This window comes from Pedococcus badiiscoriae (genome assembly GCF_013408925.1).
GTDB lineage: Bacteria > Actinomycetota > Actinomycetes > Actinomycetales > Dermatophilaceae > Pedococcus > Pedococcus badiiscoriae.
Genome location: NZ_JACCAB010000001.1, coordinates 1,118,759 through 1,139,847 on the forward strand (window position 1 = coordinate 1,118,759; position 21,089 = coordinate 1,139,847).

Consider the following 21,089-nt stretch of genomic DNA (forward strand, 5'->3'; position numbering starts at 1 on the left):
CGACTGACCAGCGACACACTTACGGCGACGGCCCAGCGCGGGCCGTCGCCGTGGTGATCCCCGGCGGCATCCCCGGCAGTGCGAAGCCCGCAGTGGTGGTCGCCGAGACCGTGACGGAACCGTCCGCCGCCACCAGACACCGCTGAGCTCGGGCGCCATTCCTCCCCATGATGGATGCCCCGACGGCGCACGCCTCCCGCGGGGCCGCACCCGCTTGGAGGGCCTGCGCCGCGGCCAGGGCGGCCAGGTCTGCGGCCGCCCGCGCACGGTGCGTTGCGATGACTGCACTCGCCAGCGCCAGTCCGCCCAGGAGGAGGGTCAGCGCCAACCCCATGACAGCCACGACGACCACCGTGACGGTGCCGTCCTCCCCCCGCCTGTTCACGGAACGGCCTGCGGAGGAGGTAGTCCGACCACCGGGTCGACGTCCTCGCGCACGGCCACCGCACGTCCGGTCGGGGACGCCCGAGAGCCCAGCCAGCCAAGTCCCGGCGATGGTCTTCCCCGAACCACGACGGACACCTCTCGCCCGGACCCTGCCAGCGAGAACGTCGCCTGCGCAGGCGCCAGCCGTCGGCCGACCAGCAACGCGCCGGCCTCGCTGTCGCCGCGCGCCAGGGCGCGAGCCGTGGCACGCGCCGCGTCCACGCAGCGCACCTGGTCGGTCACCGTGGTGATGGCCGACAACGCGAGGACCACCACGACGATGAGGGCGGGGACGGCGCAGGCGAACTCGGCCGTGGCCATCCCCCTCTCGCCTGCTATCCGGCCGACCTGAGGGCGGCGGCGATCACGGACGCGAGGGCCGCCTTGACGGTCCCCGACCTGACGACGGCGAGCAGGACGGCCGCAAAGGCACATGCGGCCAGCGTGCCGACGGCATACTCCGCGGTGGTCATGCCTGCTTCGGCGCGTCGTCGCAGGGTCGAAACTCGGTGCACCAGCTTGCATCTCACGCTGACTCCTCAGTGGTGGGTCGGGCCTTGAGCCCTGGTCCACCGAGTCCAGCGGAACGGCAAGTCAGCCGCCACGACTGCGTCCCACCCTGTGGAGGCGATCCGCGGGAGGCGGGTCCTGTGGACAGTGCACACCAGCCCGGGCCCGCATCCGAGCGGGATCCGCCACGAGGCGCGCGCTCGGGGAGCCCCCGGCGATCACGAGGGCGGCTGGTCACGCCCCAGACTCCAGGACACCCGTGGCCAGGCTCAGGACGACGGGCACCACGGCGGTGCAGGCGAAGGCCGGCAGGAAGCCAAGCCCCAAGGGCAGCACGAGCAGCACCCCGGCCCGAGCTGCGGCTCGCTCGCGCTCGCGTTCACGCTCCTCGCGAAGACGTCCGGCGGCGCGTTCGATGAGCGCCGAAGGGGCGGCCCCGGTCTGTTCGGCCAGGTGGGTCGCCAACGCCGCCGCACGCCATCGGGCCCCCGCGTAGGACCAGGCCTCGTGTGCTGAGCATCCCCAGCGCAACGCCGCGACGACGGCCCCCAGCTCGACACGGACCCGGCCGACCGCGCCCGACTGGACGTGCTGCAGGGCCTCGACCAACGGAAGGCCAGCTCGAAGGGCCAGGCTGATGAGGACCAGGGCGTCTGCCACGTCCTCGGTGGCTGCGAGGTCTCGCTGACGCACTGGCCAACGCGTGCGGAAGGCCGCCAGAGGCGGCGCCCTGCCCCCCGCCCTCTCGACCTGACCCCGTGGTGGCGTCCATCCGAGCCGTCCTGGCGCGCCGGAACCCGGGGAGCGCGAGGGCCACAGGACGGTGGCCAGCGCCAGCAGGAGGCAGGTGAGCACGGTCATGCTGCGCACCGGAGGATCCGCCGACTCCACCACCAGCCCCCGGCGGCCAGCACCAGTCCGAGAGCGAGGCTGACTGTCGCGGCCGTCGAGGAGAAGTACAACGTGGCGGGGTCGACCCCGACAGCCGCCCCCACGACCGGACCGCTCGCGGGGAGCAGGCACAACACGGCCATCGAGGCTCGCGGGCCCGCCGCAGCGCTGGCGACCCGTGCACGACCTCGCTCCCTGGCTCGCAGGACTGCCTCGCACGAGTCGAGGGCATCGGCCAGCGGCGCCCCGGTGCGTTCCGTGAGCGCCCAGGCCTGCGCAACGAACTGCAGATCCGGGCTGCGGTTCGCGTCGACATGGCCCAACCAGACCTCGGCCACCGGTGCTCCCGTTCTCGCGGCCGCAACCAGCTCCGCGAGCAGGGATGCGAGCGCGGGGTCATCGGCGAAGCTCGGCTCGGCGGCAGCCAGCGCTGCCGAGGGAACGACCCCTGCACGCAGAGGAGCAGCCAGGGTGGCCACGAGTTCGGCCAAGGCGATGTCCAACGCCCGGGAGCGGGAGCGGCCACGCCGGGCCAGGAGCGTGGACCTGCGTGTCCGCCGCCCCTCGCGGGCCATCGGGTGGTCAGACGGTTGCCCAGACGGTTGCCCAGACGGTTGCCCAGACCGGTGACCCGACTGGTCGCGCGACGGGTCGCTCCGACGCGACGAGCTCTCCTCGCGCGCCGGGAGTCGCACACCGGACCCGGGCCACAGCACCAGCGCGGCCGCCAGGAGCCCGACCGTCAGGGCGACACTCACACCGGGCCCCCGGTCAAGGTGGTCAGCCGGGCCCACCCGGGTCCCCGCGTACCGGACTCCGCATCCAGAGCCAGGTCGCAGGTAACCTCTGCGCCCGTCCACCGGATCACGGACACTGCGGCGACGCGGCGCCCTCTCGCTCCACGATCGACGTGGACCACCGCCTGCACGGCGCTGGACAGCTGGGTCTGGACGGCGTCCCGTGGCATCCCGGCCAAGGCACCCAATGCGTCGAACCGGCGTGGAACGTCCGCCGGGGCATTCGCGTGGAGCGTGCCGCAGCCGCCCTCATGGCCGGTGTTGAGCGCAGCCAACATCTCTCGCACCTCGGCTCCCCGCACCTCACCCACGACGAGCCGGTCCGGCCTCATCCGCAGCGCCTGGCGGACGAGGTCGACCAGTCCGACCCCACCCTGGCCCTCGACGTTGGGCCCACGGCCCTGCAGTCGCACCACGTGGGGGTGCGACACCGCCAGCTCGCGCACATCCTCGACGACGACGATCCGCTCGACCACGGGCACCTCGGCCAACATGGCCGCGAGCAGGGTCGTCTTTCCGCAGCCGGTCCCCCCGCTCACCACGAACGAGCATCGTGCCCGCACGAGCGCCCGAAGCAGCTCCTCGACCACTGCATCGAACATCCCCCGCTCCCGCAGACCCGACAGGCCGACACCACCGGCTCGGGGGACCCGCAGGCTGACGTGGGCGCCGCCGTCGACCAGGGGCGGCAGGATCGCGTGCAGCCGGAGGCCGTTGGGCAACAGTCCGTCCACCCAGGCCTGGCTCTCGTCGAGTCGCCGCCCCGCCAGCCCGGCCAGGCGCACGGCCAACCGCCGGGCGGCAGACGGCGCGAGCACGAGCTCGGCCCGTTCCACCCCGCCGCACCCTCGGTCGAGCCACACCGAGCCGTCACCGTTGACGAGGACGTCGGTGACGTCAGGGTCGGTCAGGAAGGCCTCCAAGGGACCCAGCCCCAGGACCTCCGAAGCCAGCAGGGTCCGCGCCATCTCGACGCCGCGCTCACCGAGCCGGGCGACGTCGGCGATGGCGACGTCGGCGACCGCGGCCGGGTCGGGGCCTTGCCCGCGGCGGATCCGGTCAGCGATCAGCGCTTCCTGGCTCATCGGCTCACGCCCCTCCTGCGCCGACGCCCCGTGCGGGCGCCGCGAGCTCCGGTCCCGTGCCGAACGCGGCGGGGGCGGCCGTCAACAGGTCGTCGACCAGCTCCCCGAGTCCGCCGCGGGAGCGAGTGCCCGGAGTCCGAGCGCGATCGGCGTCGGCCTGGATCCGCGAGTCGTCGCGAAGCGTTCCGGCCAGGGGCAGGTCGAGGTGCACCGCCACCTCCTCGGGGCTGACCGGGTCACCCCGGCCCTGGCGCACCACGAGCACCGCACGGCAACGGAGCTCGTGGACCCTGTCGACCAGCGCAGCAGCGTCGGCGAGCTGGCGGGCCGAGGTGCCCACCAGGACCACCAGCTCATCGCAGCGGTCCGCCAACCACAGCGAGCGGCCGAGGTCGACCACGGCCACACCGCATACTCGCGCCAGTGCCGTCACTGCGGCGGCAACCACACTGCGGTCCAGGTCCGGGCGGTCGCCGGCAAGGACCCTGGTCGCCCCTTCAGTCGGCAGGGACCGCAGCAACGCTGCACCGTCCAGGGCACCCTGCGCCGCGGCAAGGTCGGGCCAACGCAGGCCGGGCAGGTGCTCGAGGCAGGCAGTCACGTCCAGCGCCCCGCCGTCGGGTGCTCCGTCGATGGCGACCGTGGCGCCCACCTGCGGGCCGGCCCGCACGGCGAGTGCGACCGCGAGGGTCGACGCTCCCACGCCGCCCGACGCGCCGATCACGCCCATCACCCTGTGGTCCATGAGGGTCAGCCTGCGTCGAAACCGGCCAGGGGCCCAGACCGCCCGGGACGTGCTGTGGACATCCGGCCGTCTCAGCGTCAGCTGTGGAAGAGCGGCGCCAGAACTGAAGGAGGAAAGGGGACGGCCCCGGTCGGGGGGACAACCGGGGCCGTCGACGCGCCAAGCTCCGGGGGGGAGGAGCCGGTGCGCCGATCCGCTCTACCCACAAGGGGGAGCGGACGTCTTCATGGTGGCCCATTTACCCATCAATCGCAACTCGCTCCGGCGCGTTTCGATGGCGACTTCGGCGCGGAAAGTTCGCGATGTGCACCGAGCGAGTGCAACCCGCCGTCAACCGAAGGATGGCACCCCGCGCCGCGGGGTGCCATCGCACCGTGATCCGCCACGGGTTACCAGGCGTGCATTCTGTAGTTGTCGCAGCGGGGCAAGCCCGCCACGATCTGTCCACCAGTGGACTGCCCGCGCGTGGGTGCCCGATGGAGTCACGGTGGTCGTCGGTCTCACGACCGTCGACTTGCCTCCATGTGTACCCCCGCTCCGGCGCAAAGGAAACCCTTGACTTTCACCCGTCAGTGGGGGCTGCGCGTGTCCCGGTCCTCCGGGTTAGCTGAGCCGTCCCGCCCGCACCGCGTCGCAGATCTGTTGACCTTGCGCAGCACCGGCAACGACGGCATCGGCACAGTGCCCGATCCACAGCGCCAGCCCCTGCGGGGTGCCCGTCCCGTATGCCGCGAGGGCACCGAGGTAGGCCGGCCCCCCTTGGGTGGCGTGCCCGGCCTCGGTGACGACGACCCCCGTGGGGTCGAGGCCGGTGCCCTGCACGAGGGCCCGCTCGACGGCCCTGGCCACCACACCGTTGCCGCGCACGAACGGGCGCAGGGTCGCGACCTCGGCGTGCGCCACCGCCGCCACGACCAGGCCGGGGACCACCGACCCCGCCGTCATCACGGCGACGAGGAGCTCGAGCCGGTCACGCATGGCACTCGCGCTCGGCGCCTCCCCGAGGTCGAGAAGCTCCTCGCTGGGCTCGCCGTCGACCCGTGGGCGACCGAGCTGGTCTGATGGGAGGAGCCCCGAGGCAGCTGCCACGTGAAGTCGTGCGAGGGCTTGCAGCGGGGCACTGGAGACCAGGCCCCGCACGTGTTCTGTCTCCGCGGTCGCGGTCACTGCTCCGCGGGCCACCCGCTCGACAGGGTCGGGCTCCAGGGGCCACTGCGCCGCACCGCGCATGACGTCACGCACCAGGTCGAGGGGCACTGTCGCCCCCTCGAGCGCGGCGCTGGCCTGGGCCCCCCGGACCCGCGACTCGGCGGCCGCTTCCGGGATGCGCCGCCGCAGGGCCTCGTGCCAGCGCAGCTGCTCGCAGGCTTCGCGGGCGGCTGCCACCTTGGCAGGCACTCCGGGCAGGTCGGCCAGGGAACTGAGCGAAGCGAGGACGTCGACCACGGGAGCAGCCTAGGTCCCGGCTGCGACGCCGGGCGCCCCCCTCCCGCCACGACGTAGGCTCTCCCCCATGGCCGGCGCGCCCCCCGCTGATGCGGAGCCCCGCCGCCCGAAGGTGGCCAGCACCGGCTCCCCGGGCGCGACCGACCCTGCGGCCGAACCGGAAGCGGCCGCAGCCGAGGACGAGACCATCCCGGTGGAGCTGGCCGGGGTCACCAGGTTCATCACCAGGAGCCAGGTCCGCTACGCCGAGGCGCAGGGCGACTACGCCCGCCTGCACACCGAGGCCGGCTCGCACCTGGTCCGCATCCCCCTGACCGCGCTCCAGGAGCGGTGGGCGTCAGCGGGATTCGTCCGCATCCACCGCAGCACACTGGTGTCGCTGGCCCACATTAGGGAGGTGCGCACGGAGCGCGGCCGCGTCAGCGTGGTCCTCAAGGACGCCGAGCTCCAGGTCAGCCGGCGACAGGGCCGCGAGCTGCGAGCCCGCCTGCTGGGGGCCGCTCCTCCCGCCACCTCGTGAACGGACGTTTCGGGACGACACGGTCGCGAGGCTGACCGGGTCAACCCCCGGGTCAACCCCAGTGCAGTGGGGCGCGTCAGTGGCGTGTCCGAAGGGAGGACATCATGAATGTCACCAAGCACACCACGCGACTGGCCATCCGGTCGCTCGTGATCGCCCTGGCGGCCGGGCTGGTCCCCGTCGTCGCGGCGACCACCGCCGCAGAGGCCGCACCATACTGCGGGATCACCTGGGGTTCGGCGGCCAAGAGCTCCGCCACGATGGTTCCCGGCCCGCTCACGAACGTCCGGGCGGGTCGGCACACCTGCTTCGACCGCCTCGTGGTCGACGTGAGGGGAAGCGCGCCGGGCTACACGGTGAAGTACGTCTCCAACGTCTTCACGGAGGGCCGGGGCACAGTGGTGCCTCTTCGAGGCGGGGCCAAGCTCCTCGTCGTGACGCGGGCACCGGCCTACACCAGCACGGGAGCCTCGAGCTACCACCCCGCCAACCGTCGAGAGCTGGTGGACGTCACGGGCTACACGACGTTCCGGCAGGTCGCGTGGGCCGGGACGTTCGAGGGTCAGACGTCGATCGGGCTCGGGGTCAGGGCCCGACTGCCCTTCCGGGCGTTCACGATCCACGACGCCACCGGTAGCCATCTGGTCATCGACGTGGCCCACCACTGGTAGGGACGGTCCGCTCTCCGCGAGCCGTCTGTGCGGACGCTGTCCGGCGACGCATCCCGCCGAGCAGCGCCCGCGCTGCCGCGATCAGCACGGCCAGCACGAGGGCGACGACGAACCACCCGCTCGTGGACCGGAGCAGGCTCTCGGAGTAGCTCCACCAGTGCGTGCGAAGGAAGCCCCACGCCGCCCGGACGACGAGCGGCAGCTCCTCGTGCTTGAACCCCGCCTTCTTGCCAGGGTGCAGCGTGTCCCAGCCGGCACTGATCGATCTGGCCACGAGCGCAAACACCAGCCAGGTCAGCAGGACTCGGCCCACGCCGAGGAGGGTCGGCGCAACCCGCTGCACCGAGGCCACCGCGAACGGCAGGGCAAGGGCCACGGCCAGTGGGAGTCCGTGCGGCCAGGTGGCGGGCGAGAGGCCGGCCGCCACGGCGAGGACGGTGGCGGCGCCCAGTGGCCCTCGGTGCCCCCGGACCCCGAGCGCGATGCCGAGGAACGCCGCGACGCCCAGCAGGATCGCCAGCACCACCCGCTCGTCGGGGTAGGTGTCGACGGCGGGAGCCGATAGCAGCCACCCGACGGCGCAGAGCACGACGACGATGACGAAGCGGGGCCACGCCGACCGGACCAGTAGGGAGACCGACGCCGCGGCCGACGTGGCGCCGAGCAGCACGAGGTCCCCGTCCAGAGCCCGCAGTGGCAGGTGCAGCCAGGAGGTCAGCCCCCAGAAGCCCACCGGCCACCACAGGACCGCCGCGAGCAGCATGGCCACCTCTGGCCAGACGCCGACCAGGAGGACCTTCCCGCGCTCGAGGGGGGTCTGCGCCGCAGCGTCGGCACGGGCTTGGGCACGGGCTTCGGCACGGGACTTCCTCGTGGTGCTCACGTCTGCAGAGGCTAGCCGTTCACGTCGCGGACGTCCGTTGTCCGGAACACGGCGACCCCTGCCCTTGATGCGCGGGCCGGATGCGGGTTGGCTTGGGGGGTCACCGCGACCTCGGCCATGCCGACGCAGTCGCCTGCCAACGCCGCCAGGAGGAGCCACCGTGTCCGACACCCTGTCCACGAGCCAGGCCGAGGGTCGGGACCTGTCCCCGACTCCCGAGTTCGCCGCGCACGCCAACGGTCAGGCGGACCTCTACGACGCAGCAGCCGCGGACTTCGAGGGCTTCTGGGCCGACCAGGCCCGGCAGCGCCTCACCTGGGCCAAGGACTTCGACCAGACGCTCGACTGGAGCGGCGCGCCCTTCGCGAAGTGGTACGTGGGGGGTGAGCTCAACGCGGCATACAACTGTGTGGACCGGCACGTGGAGGCGGGCAACGGCGACCGCGTCGCCATCCACTTCGAGGGCGAGGGTGGCGACACCCGCACCATCACGTATGCCGAGCTGCAGCGTGACGTGGCCAAGGCCGCCAATGCCCTTGAGTCCCTAGGGGTTTCGAAGGGTGACCGGGTGGCGATCTACCTGCCGATGATTCCCGAGGCGGTGGCGGCGATGCTCGCCTGCGCCCGGATCGGCGCCCCTCACTCGGTGGTGTTCGGCGGGTTCTCGGCCGATGCCCTGCGCACCCGGATCGCCGACGCCGAGGCCAAGCTCGTCATCACCGCCGACGGCCAGTTCCGGCGCGGCAAGTCGGCGCCGCTGAAGCCCGCCGTCGACGCGGCCGTCGAGGGCGAGACGACCGTCGAGAAGGTCCTGGTCGTGCAGCGGACCCGCGACGACGTGGCCTGGGACGACGACCGCGACGTGTGGTGGCACGAGGTCGTCGACGCGGCGAGCGACCAGCACGAGGCGGTGCCCCACGACAGCGAGCACCCGCTGTTCATCCTCTACACCTCTGGGACGACCGGTAAGCCCAAGGGCATCTTCCACACCACCGGCGGCTACCTGACCCAGGCGGCATACACGAACTCGGTCGTCCACGACGTGCACCCGGAGAGCGACGTCTACTGGTGCACCGCCGACATCGGCTGGGTGACGGGCCACTCGTACATCGTCTACGGCCCGCTGGCCAATGGCGCGACCCAGGTGATCTACGAGGGCACTCCGGACACCCCGCACCACGGCCGCTGGTGGGAGATCATCGACAAGTACAAGGTCTCGATCCTCTACACCGCGCCCACGGCCATCCGGACGTTCATGAAGTGGGGCGACGACATCCCGGCGAAGTTCGACCTGTCGTCGCTGCGGGTGCTCGGCTCGGTCGGGGAGCCGATCAACCCCGAGGCGTGGCTCTGGTACCGCAAGCACATCGGCGCTGACCGCTGCCCCATCGTGGACACCTGGTGGCAGACCGAGACCGGCGGCATCATGATCAGCCCGCTGCCCGGCGTCACGACGCTCGAGCCCGGCTCCGCCCAGCGACCCGTCCCCGGCATCAGCGCCGAGATCCTCGACGACGAGGGCCAGCCGCTGCACGACCCCGAGGCGGTGGGATACCTCGTCCTCACGAAGCCGTGGCCGGGCATGCTGCGTGGCATCTGGGGCGACGAGGAGCGCTACAAGGAGACCTACTGGTCGCGGTTCGGGCCGAAGTACTACTTCGCCGGCGATGGCGCCAAGTACGACGAGAAGGGCAACATCTGGCTGCTCGGTCGCGTCGACGACGTCATGAACGTGTCGGGCCACCGGCTCTCGACCGCCGAGATCGAGTCAGCGCTCGTGTCGCACCCGTCCGTCGCGGAGGCGGCCGTGGTCGGGGCCAGCGACGACACGACCGGCCAGGCGGTGGTGGCGTTCGTCATCCTGCGCGGCGGCGCCCACGACGACGGCGACGCCACCGTCCAGGAGCTGCGCAACCACGTCGCCAAGGAGATAGGGCCCATCGCCAAGCCGCGCTCGATCATGGTCGTGTCCGAGCTGCCCAAGACCCGCTCCGGCAAGATCATGCGCCGGCTGCTGCGCGACGTCGCCGAGAACCGCGAGGTCGGCGACGTCACGACGCTGGCCGACTCGTCCGTCATGGGCCTGATCAAGGAGGGCATGAGCTCCGGCGCGGAGGACTGAGCACCGCGACCGGCTTGACCCGGTATGCCGGACCGCGCCGCCGTTCTATCGTGGCACCCATGGGCCTCAAGCCCACGCGCCGACGGAGCGGGGCACCACTGCATGACGGATCGGAGGACCAGACGGTCCGCCAGTACCGGTACCTGCTCCGAACCGCGCCGCTCGACGCGCTCGAGGCCGCTCACGTCGAGGCGCTCTCGGCCCTGGGGTCGCTCCACCGGGAGACCGTCCTGCGGACGGTTCAGGACGAGCTCGTGGCGGGTGCCCACCTCCACGAGGACGATGTCGGCCCGCTGGCGCACCTGATCACCCTGGGCGAGCGCAGGAGCCCGGGCGTGCTCACCTCGTCGATCCCGCATCCGGCCCTGTCCGGGCTGGCCCGTGCCGTCATCCTGAGCGAGCCTGCGTTCGGCCTGTTCTCCGGCTACGCGTCGTGGGACGGTATCGACCCCGAACCGCCTGTGGAGCACGACGACAGCGAGTACGGCGAACGCTGGCACGCGTACAAGGAAGCCCGCGACCACAGAACGCCCGGCATGAACGACACGTTCGGCGGACGCTACTGGTGACCCATGGACGACCGACCCGCAGCCGGGCGGGTGCCCTTGCTCAGCTGGTGCAGAGGCAGAACGGGTGGCCGGCCGGGTCGAGGAAGACCCGGAACGTCGTCCCCGGCTGGTGGTCGTGCTTGGTGGCGCCGAGCGCGATGACCTCGGCCTCGCCGGTGTCGAGGTCGTCGACCACCACGTCGAGGTGCATCTGCTGGGGGACGTCCTGGCCGGGCCAGACAGGGGCGCGGTAGTCGGCGACCTGCTGGAAGCAGATGCACTGGCCGTAGTCGGCGCGGACCTCGAACCAGTCGCCGTCGTCCTTGATGGTCCAGTCGAGCATCGTGCCGTAGAACGTCGCGAGGGCGGCGGCGTCCGGGCAGTCGAGGACGATGGTGGGAAAGCGTGCGATAGCCATGCCGGGCACGTTACGGCCAGGCTCTGACAACCGGCAGCCTCACAGCGCCAGGGTCCGCGCGACCGCGGTGCCGGGCATGGGCAGCCACTGGTTGCGGGCGACCAGCACCTCGCGTAGCAGGTCGGGACGGTCGGTGATGATCCCGTCGACCCCGGCGTCCAGCAGCAGCCCCATCGTCGCGGGGTCGTTCACCGTCCAGACCACGACCCGCACGCCGATCCGGTGCGCGCCATCCACGAGCCGTTCGACGAAGACCGGCACCCGGCCGAGCTTGAGCGGCACGTGGGCGAACTCCGCCGTCGCGAACCGGCGCGCCGGCGGCATACCGGCTCGAGCCGTGGTGACCACGGCGGTCAGGGAGCGCCAGCCCAGCGCGGTCCGCACCCCCGGCACCGCCGCCCGCACCACGTCGAGCCACCCGTCCCACGCGCCCGCGACACACACCCGGTCTCGGAAGTCCTTGTGCCGCAACAGCTTCCCCAACGGACCGATCGCCTCACGGCCCTTGAGGTCGACGGTGATGTTGGCGTCCGGGAACATCTCGAGGACCTCGGCCAGCGTCGGGATCGGTTCGCGGCCGTCCACGAGCACCTCGCGCAACGAACCGAGGGTATGCCGCGCGAGCGGGCCGCGGGCCTGCGTCACCCGGTCGAGGGTCGAGTCGTGGAAGCAGACCAGCGCGCCATCGGCGGTGAGGCGCACGTCGGTCTCCAGGTACCTCACCCCCAGGGCCGACGAGAGGGCGAACGCGGCGATGGTGTTCTCGGGGGCCAGGGCGGCACCCCCGCGGTGGGCGAGGGCGAGCGGGACGGACTCCGTGCCGTAGGGCATGGCCCCAGCCTGCCGAACGCCTGCGGGCTCCGGCGCAGGAAACGGCCTCTGGCACCACTGTTCACCCCACGGAGGGCAACCGTTCGCCCGATGCTGACGTGCGGCCACCTGTCAGGCGCCGGCCGCCGATGACTGCGGCAGGCACCTGGCTCGGCGCCTGCGGCGGCCGCCGGTCGCGCCGGCTAGGAGGTCGCGCCCCGCATCTCGGCCGAGATCGCTGCCGCAACCGCGTGCATCGGCGTCGTCGCGCTCTCGATGAACGCGTCCGTCATGCGCGGCAGCGGGCCGGAGACGGACAGCGCCAACGGCTGGGGTGACCCGGGGATGGCGACGGCCACGCAGCGGACGCCAACCTCCTGCTCGCCCTCGTCGAGCGCGTAGCCGCGCTCACGGGTGCGACCCAGCTCGGCCGCGAAAGCCTCCGGGTCGGTGATGGTGTGCTCGGTGCCGGCCGGCATGCCCGTGCGGGCGAGGATCGCGCGCACGGCCTCGGGGTCCATGTCGGCCATGATCGCCTTGCCGACACCGGTGGAGTGCGGGAGCACCCGACGACCCACCTCGGTGAACATGCGCATCGAGTTGCGACTGGCCATCACCTGGCCGATGTAGACGACCTGGTCGCCGTCGAGCATCGCGAGGTTGACCGACTCCCCGAGCTCGTGGGCCAGCCGCTCCATGTGCGGACGAGCCCACCGGCTGACCATGCGCGAGGTGGTCTCCCCCAGCCGGATCAGCCGCGGTCCCAGCGAGTACTGACGGGAGGCCTCCTGCCGGACATAGCCAAGGTCGACCAGGGTGCGTACCAGCCGGTGGATCGTCGGTAGCGGCAGCTGGGCGTCGTTCGCGAGCTGGGACAGGCTGATCACACCGCCGGCGTCGGCCATGGTCTCGAGGATGGCGAAGGCACGCTCCAGTGACTGGACGCCACCACCGGCCGATTTGGGAGGGGCCAGTGCGGGGGGTTCGGCCAGGTCTGCGACAGGGTGGTCGGCGCTCATATATCTCTCCCCAGTCCTTCCCGAATGAGAAGAAGATTTCGTATCATGGAACAATCCTAGTCTGCGAGCCGCCGCTGCGGCACGCGACACCACCGACTTCTCCCGAGGATGCGCATGTCCCAGTCCGCCGCGCCCACCACGCACCCGGCCGCCGTCGTCGTCGACGCCCCCCACGAGGTGGAGCGGAGCTCAGAGATCCTCACCCCCGAAGCCCTGGCCTTCCTGGCTGGGCTCCAGACGAGGTTCGGGGCCCGCAGGGACGAGCTCCTCGAGGCGCGTCGGACCCGCCGCGAGGAAGTGTCGCGGACAGGCCTGCTGGACTTCCTCGACGAGACCCGAGAGGTGCGCGAAGGTGACTGGACGGTGGCCCCCGCGCCTGCCGACTTCGCCGACCGTCGGGTCGAGATCACCGGACCGACCGAGCGCAAGATGGCGATCAACGCCCTCAACTCCGGCGCCAAGGTCTGGCTCGCCGACCTCGAGGACGCCAACACCCCGCACTGGGACAACGTCATCGGCGGTCAGGTCAACCTCTACGACGCGGTCCGCCGCACCATCTCCCTGACCACCCCGCAGGGCAAGCACTACGAGCTCACCGATCCGAACGGCATACCGGTCATCGTGCCTCGCCCGCGCGGCTGGCACTTCGACGAGGAGCACCTCACCCTCGACGGGCGGCCGCTGGTCGGTGCGCTCGTCGACTTCGGCCTCTACTTCTTCCACAACGCCGCCGAGCTGCTCTCACGCGGCAGCGGCCCGTACTTCTACCTGCCCAAGATGGAGTCGCACCTCGAGGCCCGGCTGTGGAACGACGTCTTCACCTTCGCGCAGGAGTCGCTCGGCATCCCGCACGGCACGGTCCGCGCGACGGTGCTCATCGAGACGATCCCCGCGGCCTTCGAGATGGACGAGATCCTCTACGAGCTGCGCGACCACGCGGCCGGGCTCAACGCCGGCCGGTGGGACTACCTGTTCTCGATCATCAAGTACTTCAGGGACTCCGGGCCGTCGTTCACCCTCCCCGACCGCAACGCCGTGACGATGAACGCGCCGATGATGAAGGCCTACAGCGACCTGCTCGTGCAGACCTGCCACAAGCGCGGAGCCTTCGCGATCGGTGGCATGGCGGCGTTCATCCCCAGCAAGGACCCGGCCGTCAACGAGGCAGCGTTCGCCAAGGTGCGTGCCGACAAGGAGCGTGAAGTCGGCGCCGGGTTCGACGGGTCGTGGGTCGCTCACCCCGGCATGGTCGAGCTCTGCCAGGAGATCTTCACCGGCGTCCTCGGCGACTCGCCCAACCAGCTCGGGAAGCAGCGCGACGAGGTCTCGGTCACCGGCGCTGACCTGCTCGACGCGGCCTCGACTCCCGGCGACCGGACGCTGGATGGCTTGCGGGGCAACGTCTCCGTGGGCATCCAGTACCTCCAGGCCTGGCTGCTCGGCAACGGCGCGGTCGCGATCCACAACCTCATGGAGGACGCCGCGACCGCCGAGATCTCCCGCAGCCAGATCTGGCAGTGGCTCAACTCCGGCGCCACGCTCGCCTCGGGTGAGACCGTCACCCGCGAGCTCGTCGACCAGGTGGTGGAGAGCGAGTATGCCGCCCTGGCCGAGTCCGTGGCCGACGACGAGACCGCGCGTGGTGCGTTGGAGACGGCGCGCCGGTTGTTCGTCGAGTGCGCCCTCGACCCCGACTTCCCCGATTTCCTGACCCTCCCGGCATACGCCGAGGTCCTTCGCGCCGAACGCGCCTGACAACGACCCCACACCTAACCTCTGCTAGCAGACCTGGGTCGGCTCGGCAGAAGCTGCAACCTCTGCTGAGTCGGCGAACTTCTGCTAGCAGAGGTTAGGGGCAGGGGACGGAGCAGCGGAGGGGCGGGGCGGAGGGCGGGGACCGAGGGACGGGTGGGTGCGTCAGGTGCGGCGGGGCATCCGCCAGCGGCCGGCCGCGATCTGGTCGCCGCCCACCCAGACGCCACCGATGTCGGAGGTCGTGCCGAGGGCGAACACCTTGGAGAGCGCGTCGTCGGCCGACTTGGCGTTGCCCATCCCGACGGCGAGCGGGTCCCCCGCCTGCGGCAGCAGCCAGATGGCGTCGAACTGCTTGCCCACCGACAGGTCCCCGACCTCGTGACCCAGGCCGAGCGCGCGGGCGCCCGCGGACGTGCACAGCCAGAGCAGGTGCGCGGACGTCAGCGGCAGCCCGACGTCGCCGAGTAGGCGTTGCATGAAGTAGGCCTGCAGACCCTCCTTGAGCATCGAGAAGCCCGTGCCGGCGCCGACGTCGGAGCCCATCGCGACCTGCACCCCGGCCTCGACGTGCCTGCGCAGCGGAAACAGCCCGCTCCCCAGCGCGGAGTTGCTGGTCGGGCAGTGCGCGACCGATGCCCCACGTGCGGCGAGGGTCGCGAGCTCGGGGTCGGTGGGGTGCACGTTGTGCGCCAGCACCGAGCGGGGGCTCAGCAGCCCGTGGTGGTCATAGGTGTCGACGTATGCCGCGCCGCCGAACAGCTGTGCGACCTCCGCGACCTCGGCGGTGTTCTCGTTGACGTGGGACGTGAACCAGGATCCCTCCACCTCACGGAACGTCGTGGCGCACGACTCGAGGATCGCGTCGCTGGCGGACAACGAGAAGCGAGGTGTCACGGCATACCGCAGGCGGCCCTTGCCGTGCCAGCGGGAGGCGAGGTCACGCGACTCCTCGTAGGCGCGCTGCGGCGTGGTGAGCAGCGGCTCGGGCAGGATCCGGTCGGAGGTGACCAGGCCCGTGGTGACCCGCAGGCCCCACAAGTCCGCTGCCTCGAACATCACGTCCACCGCCGGGGCGAAATGCGATCCGAAGACGAGAGCGGTGGTGGTGCCGGCGTCGACGAGGCCGGTGACGAAGTCCCTGGCCACCCCACGTGCCATGTCGACGTCGGCCAGCCGCATCTCCTCGGGCAGCGCACACTGGTCGAGCCAGTCGAGCAGCGGCATTCCGAGTCCGCCGATCACGCGCACCTGCGGGAAGTGCACATGCGTGTCCACGAGACCCGGCAGCACCATGCCCTCGCGCAGGTCGATCACGTCCGCGTGGGGGTGCAGGGCGCGCAGCTCCGCGAAGTCTCCCCGCGCGACGATCACGCCGCCCTCGACGAGCAGCCCGCAGTCCTCCTGGGCGCGCAGTGCCCCTCCCTCGAAGGGGTCGTCCGGGGTGTCGAGCACGGTGGCCCGGAAGAGGGTCATCGCGCAACCTGCGACCGCTCGGACTCGACGACGCGGACCAGGTCGGCGGCGACGCTGAGTGCGATCGTGGCGGGGTCCTTTCCCGTCAGGTCCGCGAGCCCGATCGGGGTCTGGATGCGGGCCAGGTCGGCCTCCGAATGTCCCTCAGCCGCAAGGCGCTGGCGGAACCGGGACCACTTGGCCGACGACCCGATGAGCCCGATCGACCCCAGGTGCTGACAGCGCAGGGCGCCGTCGCACAGGGCCGCGTCCTCGGCGTGGTCGTGCGTCATCACGAGGACGTGGGTGCCGTGGGGGACCTGCCCCAGGACGAGCTCCGGCACCGGGGCGTGGTGCACGTGCACCCGGGCCGTCGAGTCGTCGAGCACGCCGAGCCGGTCGTGGCCGAGCTGGTCGGCCCGGGAGTCGACGAGGTGGAGCTCCAGGTCATGCCGGGCGAGGATGCGGGCGAGCTCGAGGCCGACGTGGCCGATGCCGAAGATCGCCACCGCCGGCACCACCGCGAGCGGCTCGAGGAGCACCTGCACCTCGCCGCCGCAGCACTGCTGGCCGTGCTCGGCGGGTGCCTTGTCGTTGAGGGACAACGAGATCTGCTCGGGCGCGACGGTCGACTCGTCCAGCATCACCCGAGCCCGCGCGACGGCGGTGGCTTCGAGGTTGCCGCCACCGATGCTGCCCCAGGTCGCGCCGACGCCGACGACCATCTTCGCCCCGGCCTCGCGCGGCGAGTGACCCCTGACGGAGGTCAGCGTCACGAGGACGCCCGGCCGGCGCTCGCGACGGAGCCGTTCGACGGCGGACAGCCACTCCACGGTCACGTCCCCGCCCTGGCCGGCTGGGCGGCTTGCTCCGAGTGCGGCCGCAGCGGGGCCGCGTCGGCGTCGGGCTGGTCGGGCTCCATGCCGGGGGCACCCTCGACCATCGCGGTCATGTGCGGCGGCTCGGCCCCACCCCTGGCCTCCTGGACGGCCCAGAAGACCGCTTCGGGAGTCGCCGGCGAGGCGAGGTCGACCGAGGTCCCCGCCGGGCCGAACGCAGCCGCAGCCTCGCGCAGCGCCTCCCGCACCGAGAACGCGAGCATCAGCGGCGGCTCGCCGACGGCCTTCGAACCGTAGACGGCGCCGTCCTCGTGGGCGCGCTCGAGCAGCGCCACGTTGAAGACCTCGGGCATCTCGGAGAAGCTGGGCAGCTTGTAGGTGCTCGCCGCCTGGGTGGCCAGCCGGCCTCGGGTCGGCCGGTCCGACTCGTCCCAGCGCAGGTCCTCCAGCGTCAGCCAGCCGGCGCCCTGGACGAACGCACCCTCGACCTGTCCGATGTCCACCAGCGGCGAGAGCGAGTCGCCCACGTCGTGCACGATGTCGACCCGCCGCAGGCGATAGGCACCGGTGAACTCGTCGACCTCGACCTCGCTGGCGGCCACCCCGTAGGAGAAGTACTTGAACGGCGAACCGTGCATCGCCGTGGAGTCCCAGTGCAGCCCCTCGGTGCGGTAGAACCCCGCCGCCCACAGCTGGATCCGTTGGAAGTAGGCCTGGTTCACCAGGTCGGCCCACGGCACGGTGTCACCACCGCCGACCTTGCCCACGTGGCCGTCACTGAACCGCACGTCCGCCGGGTGCACGCCGAGCCTGCCCGCGGCGACCGCGCGCAGCCGCTCGATGATCTGCTCGCACGCGTCCTTGACTGCGCCACCGTTGAGGTCGGCTCCGGAGCTGGCGGCCGTGGCCGAGGTGTTGGGCACCTTGTCGGTGCGGGTCGGGGCCAGCCGCACGGTCGACAGGGGCACGCCCAGCGTGGTGGCGGCAACCTGGAGCATCTTGGTGTGCAGGCCCTGCCCCATCTCGGTGCCGCCGTGGGTGATCAGCACCGAGCCGTCCTTGTAGACGTGGACGAGGGCGCCGGCCTGGTTGAACGACGTGAAGTTGAACGAGATCCCGAACTTCACGGGCGTCATCGCGAGGGCGCGCTTGGAGTGCTCGTGCGAGGCGTTGTATGCCGCGATCTCGGCCTTGCGCGCTGCCACGTCACCGGTCGTGAGCACCTGGTCCCAGCAGATGGCGACCCGCTCGGGGTGACGCACCGGCTGGCCGTAGGGGGTCGACTGCCCGTCGGTGTAGAAGTTGCGCGACCGCAGCTCGATCGGGTCGATCCCCAGCTGGGGGGCACACCGGCCGAGGATGTCCTCGATAACCAGCATCCCCTGGGGTCCACCGAAGCCACGGAACGCCGTCTGTGACGTCTTGTTGGTCCTGGCGATCCGGCCGTTCACCCGCACGTTCGGGATCCAGTAGGCGTTGTCGATGTGGCAGAGCGCGCGCGCCAGCACCGGCTCGGACAGGTCGAGGCTCCAACCGCCGTCGGAGGTGAGTGTCGCGTCGAGTGCCTGCAGCATCCCGGAGTCGTCGAACGCGACCCGCCACTGGGCGTGGAACCCGTGCCGCTTCCCGGACATGGTCATGTCCTGGGTGCGGTTGAGCCGCAGCCGTACCGGGCGGCCTGTGAGGGTGGCGCCGAGGGCCGCGATCGCGGCATACCCGTGGGGTTGCATCTCCTTGCCCCCGAAGCCGCCTCCCATCCGCAGGCACTGGACCGTCACCGCGTGGCTGGGCAGGCCGAGCACGTGCGCGACGATGTCCTGGGTCTCGGTCGGGTGCTGCGTCGAGCACTGGACGAAGATCTGGCCGTTCTCGTCGACGAGTGCGATCGAGCAGTGCGTCTCGAGGTAGAAGTGCTCCTGCCCCGCGAACTCGAACTCGCCGCTGAAGACGTGGGCCGCGCCGGCGAACCCGGCCTCGATGTCGCCACGCTCCATGTGCGGCTGCCCGCCCTGGAAGCTCCCGGCCTCGATCGCCTCTCGGACGGTCACCAGGGACGGCAGTGGCTCGTAGTCGACCTCGACCGCGAGCGAGCCCAGCCGGGCGGCCTCCAGGGTCTCGCCGAGCACCCAGCACACGGCGTGACCGAAGAACATGACCTCGGAGGGGAACAGCGGCTCGTCGTGCTTCACCCCGGCGTCGTTGACGCCCGGCACGTCGTCGGCCGTGAGCACGCGCACCACGCCCGGCACGTCGAGCGCCGGAGCGGTGAGGAGCCGGGTGACCCGGGCGTGCGCGTGGGGCGCCTGCACGGGGTGGGCGTGGAGGATGCCGTGCGTGCGGACCGCGAGGTCGTCGGTGTAGAGCGCCTCGCCGGTCACGTGCAGCGATGCGGCCTCGTGCGGGATCTCCTGCCCGACAACAGGATTGGCGGGGCGTTCGGACAGGGCGCTCATGCTCCGACCTCCTGCTGCAGCGCGGTCTCGGCACGGAGCTTGAGGAGCGCGGTCCCCAGTGTCGCCGCGCGGTATGCCGCGCTGGCACGGTGGTCGTCCATCGGCGTGCCTTCCCCGCGCATCACCGCCGCAGCCTCGCGAACGACCTCGGCGCTCCACGCCCGGCCCTCGAGCGCGGCCTCGGTGGCCAGAGCCCGGATGGGGGTGGCGGCAACGCCGCCGAGGCCGATCCGGGCCTTGGCCACGACGCCGTCAGCCAGGTCGAGGGCGAAGCCGACCGCCACGCTGGAGATGTCGTCGAAGCGACGCTTGGCGATCTTGTGGAAGGCCGTGACCTCGCTGAGCGGCAACGGGATCCGCACCGCGCGGATCAGCTCACCTTCGCGCTTGACGGTCTGGCGGTAGCCGGTGAAGTAGTCGGCCAGCGGCACCTCGCGCTCGCCGTCGGCCGAGGCGAGCACCACGACGGCCTCGAGGGCGAGCAGGGCCGGCGGCGTGTCACCGATCGGTGAGCCGGTGCCGAGGTTGCCGCCGATGGTCGCGCCGTTGCGGATCAGGCGGGAGGCGAACTGCGGGAACATCTGGTCCAGCAACGGGATCCGGCCGGCCAGGCCCCACTCGGCCTCACTGAGGCTGAGGGCGGCGCCGATCTCGATGCTGTCCTCGCCGAGGTCGAGCGTGCGAAGCTCGGGCAGGCGGTCGATGCCGATGGCGAAGGGGGTGCGCGCGCCGCGGAGGTTGACCTCGACCCCCCAGTCGGTCGACCCGGCCACCAGGACGGCGTCGGGGTGCTCGGCCAGCAGGGCCAGTGCCTCAGCGAGGTCGCCCGGCCGCGCGAACGTGCCGGTCGCGCCGTCGAGTCGGGTGGCGCGGGCGGCGGGCGGTGCGGCAGCCAGCCGCGCGGCATACGGGTCGTCGGCGGCGGGCTGGCGCAGGGCGTAGGCGGCGTCGCGGATGGGGCGGTAACCGGTGCAGCGACACAGGTTGCCCGACAGCGCGTGCAGGTCGAACCCATTGGGCCCGTGCTCGTGGTCAGGTTGCTCGCTGTCGGCGTCACGGCCCGGCGCGTTCGCGGTGGCGGCGGGCTCGTGGCCGTTCTGCGACGGGTCGGGTACGGCAGCGGAGGGGGCGGCGGATGGGGCGCACCGTCCCTCGCGGTAGTACTCGGCGGCCATGCTGCAGACGAAGCCCGGCGTGCAGTAGCCACACTGCGACCCACCGCGGACAGCCATCTCACGCTGCACCGGGTGCAGCGAGTCCGGCCGGCCGAGCCCCTCGGAGGTCACGACCTCCTGGCCGTCGAGCGCGGCGACAGGGACCAGGCAGGCGTTGATCGCGGTCCACTGAGTACCGGAGCCCTCGGTGGGACGAGCCACCATGATCGAGCAGGCGCCGCACTCCCCCTCGGCGCACCCCTCCTTGGCGCCGGTCAGCCCTTGGGCCCGCAGCCAGTCGAGGGTCGTGGTGCTCGGGTCCGTGCCGTCGAGGGCACGCGGCGCCCCGTTGACAGTGACACCGTGCCCATTGACACCCTGCTCGCTGACCCTGTGCGTGTTCGCTGCCGCCATCGCGCAACTCCCGTCGCCCCGTCCTTGGGGACCATCATCCCCCAGGCGTCATTGCCGAGGGGCATGGTTCGGGACAGGAGTGGGTCCGCCGGTTATCCATGCCGAACGACGGCCCTGTCGTTGGTTCTCGA

General features: G+C 71.8%; 21 protein-coding genes. 5 read left to right on the plus strand and 16 right to left on the minus strand.

From position 1 onward, the window contains the following. Window positions 1-19: 19 nt before the first annotated feature. From BJ986_RS05375 to BJ986_RS05410, 8 genes are all read right to left on the minus strand, one after another. A complete protein-coding gene (locus BJ986_RS05375) occupies window positions 20-385 on the minus strand; it encodes an Rv3654c family TadE-like protein (protein ID WP_179421055.1) in 366 nt (121 codons plus the stop codon). Then, window positions 382-747, minus strand: coding sequence for a TadE family type IV pilus minor pilin (locus BJ986_RS05380; protein WP_179421056.1), 366 nt, complete (start codon window positions 745-747; stop codon window positions 382-384). Before BJ986_RS05380 ends, BJ986_RS05375 begins: the two co-directional genes overlap by 4 nt. 14 nt (window positions 748-761) lie before the next feature. Continuing rightward, window positions 762-899: a DUF4244 domain-containing protein gene (locus BJ986_RS05385; protein ID WP_202881184.1), complete on the minus strand. Its 138-nt coding sequence runs from the start codon at window positions 897-899 to the stop codon at window positions 762-764. Between the two features lie 271 nt (window positions 900-1,170). After that, entirely contained in the window at window positions 1,171-1,797 is a 627-nt protein-coding gene (locus BJ986_RS05390) for a type II secretion system F family protein (protein WP_238338250.1), read from the minus strand. Further along, a complete protein-coding gene (locus BJ986_RS05395) occupies window positions 1,794-2,318 on the minus strand; it encodes a type II secretion system F family protein (RefSeq protein WP_179421059.1) in 525 nt (174 codons plus the stop codon). Before BJ986_RS05395 ends, BJ986_RS05390 begins: the two co-directional genes overlap by 4 nt. 263 nt (window positions 2,319-2,581) lie before the next feature. Then, on the minus strand, window positions 2,582-3,709 hold the full coding sequence (locus BJ986_RS05400) for a TadA family conjugal transfer-associated ATPase (protein WP_179421060.1): 1,128 nt from the start codon (window positions 3,707-3,709) through the stop codon (window positions 2,582-2,584). Window positions 3,710-3,713: 4 nt separating this feature from the next. Next, window positions 3,714-4,454, minus strand: a complete 741-nt coding sequence (locus BJ986_RS05405; RefSeq protein ID WP_179421061.1) for a CpaE-like family protein — start codon at window positions 4,452-4,454, stop codon at window positions 3,714-3,716. Between the two features lie 603 nt (window positions 4,455-5,057). Then, window positions 5,058-5,900 (minus strand): Fic family protein, encoded by an 843-nt coding sequence (locus BJ986_RS05410; RefSeq protein ID WP_179421062.1) that lies wholly within the window; start codon window positions 5,898-5,900, stop codon window positions 5,058-5,060. 67 nt (window positions 5,901-5,967) lie between these two features. On the opposite strand from BJ986_RS05410, the gene BJ986_RS05415 reads away from it, so the two are divergent. After that, the gene (locus BJ986_RS05415) at window positions 5,968-6,420 is read left to right on the plus strand and encodes a LytTR family transcriptional regulator DNA-binding domain-containing protein (protein ID WP_179421063.1); all 453 of its coding nucleotides are present in this window, start codon (window positions 5,968-5,970) and stop codon (window positions 6,418-6,420) included. A gap of 104 nt (window positions 6,421-6,524) precedes the next feature. Continuing rightward, on the plus strand, window positions 6,525-7,091 hold the full coding sequence (locus BJ986_RS05420; RefSeq protein ID WP_179421064.1) for an AMIN-like domain-containing (lipo)protein: 567 nt from the start codon (window positions 6,525-6,527) through the stop codon (window positions 7,089-7,091). Here BJ986_RS05420 and BJ986_RS05425 read toward each other — a convergent pair. After that, a complete protein-coding gene (locus BJ986_RS05425) occupies window positions 7,066-7,974 on the minus strand; it encodes a hypothetical protein (protein ID WP_179421065.1) in 909 nt (302 codons plus the stop codon). The two genes, BJ986_RS05420 and BJ986_RS05425, sit on opposite strands and share 26 nt — an antisense overlap. A 67-nt stretch (window positions 7,975-8,041) precedes the next feature. Between BJ986_RS05425 and acs the strand changes: the two genes are divergently transcribed. Further along, a complete protein-coding gene (gene acs, locus BJ986_RS05430; protein ID WP_179421066.1) occupies window positions 8,042-10,096 on the plus strand; it encodes an acetate--CoA ligase in 2,055 nt (684 codons plus the stop codon). A 59-nt stretch (window positions 10,097-10,155) separates the two neighbouring features. Beyond that, a complete protein-coding gene (locus BJ986_RS05435; protein WP_179421067.1) occupies window positions 10,156-10,665 on the plus strand; it encodes a hypothetical protein in 510 nt (169 codons plus the stop codon). A gap of 40 nt (window positions 10,666-10,705) precedes the next feature. Here the strand turns inward: BJ986_RS05435 and BJ986_RS05440 are convergent, their stop codons facing one another. The 3 genes from BJ986_RS05440 to BJ986_RS05450 form a co-directional block, all read right to left on the minus strand. Continuing rightward, entirely contained in the window at window positions 10,706-11,062 is a 357-nt protein-coding gene (locus tag BJ986_RS05440) for a VOC family protein (RefSeq protein WP_179421068.1), read from the minus strand. Window positions 11,063-11,101: 39 nt separating this feature from the next. Further along, window positions 11,102-11,893 (minus strand): glycerophosphodiester phosphodiesterase family protein, encoded by a 792-nt coding sequence (locus BJ986_RS05445; RefSeq protein WP_179421069.1) that lies wholly within the window; start codon window positions 11,891-11,893, stop codon window positions 11,102-11,104. A 182-nt stretch (window positions 11,894-12,075) separates the two neighbouring features. Further along, window positions 12,076-12,891, minus strand: coding sequence for an IclR family transcriptional regulator (locus BJ986_RS05450; protein ID WP_179421070.1), 816 nt, complete (start codon window positions 12,889-12,891; stop codon window positions 12,076-12,078). Between the two features lie 108 nt (window positions 12,892-12,999). On the opposite strand from BJ986_RS05450, the gene aceB reads away from it, so the two are divergent. Then, window positions 13,000-14,646, plus strand: a complete 1,647-nt coding sequence (gene aceB / locus BJ986_RS05455) for a malate synthase A (RefSeq protein ID WP_420372036.1) — start codon at window positions 13,000-13,002, stop codon at window positions 14,644-14,646. Between the two features lie 162 nt (window positions 14,647-14,808). On the opposite strand, the gene BJ986_RS05460 is transcribed toward aceB, so the two are convergent. From BJ986_RS05460 to BJ986_RS05475, 4 genes are read right to left on the minus strand one after another with little or no spacing between them, the layout of a single operon-like run. After that, window positions 14,809-16,119 (minus strand): guanine deaminase, encoded by a 1,311-nt coding sequence (locus BJ986_RS05460; RefSeq protein ID WP_179421072.1) that lies wholly within the window; start codon window positions 16,117-16,119, stop codon window positions 14,809-14,811. Then, window positions 16,116-16,931: a xanthine dehydrogenase accessory protein XdhC gene (gene xdhC, locus BJ986_RS05465; protein ID WP_179423519.1), complete on the minus strand. Its 816-nt coding sequence runs from the start codon at window positions 16,929-16,931 to the stop codon at window positions 16,116-16,118. Before xdhC ends, BJ986_RS05460 begins: the two co-directional genes overlap by 4 nt. A gap of 2 nt (window positions 16,932-16,933) precedes the next feature. After that, window positions 16,934-19,390: a xanthine dehydrogenase molybdopterin binding subunit gene (gene xdhB / locus BJ986_RS05470; RefSeq protein ID WP_179421073.1), complete on the minus strand. Its 2,457-nt coding sequence runs from the start codon at window positions 19,388-19,390 to the stop codon at window positions 16,934-16,936. Continuing rightward, window positions 19,387-20,958, minus strand: coding sequence for a xanthine dehydrogenase small subunit (locus BJ986_RS05475; protein WP_179421074.1), 1,572 nt, complete (start codon window positions 20,956-20,958; stop codon window positions 19,387-19,389). The genes xdhB and BJ986_RS05475 overlap by 4 nt, the downstream gene beginning before the upstream one ends. Window positions 20,959-21,089: the final 131 nt, after the last annotated feature.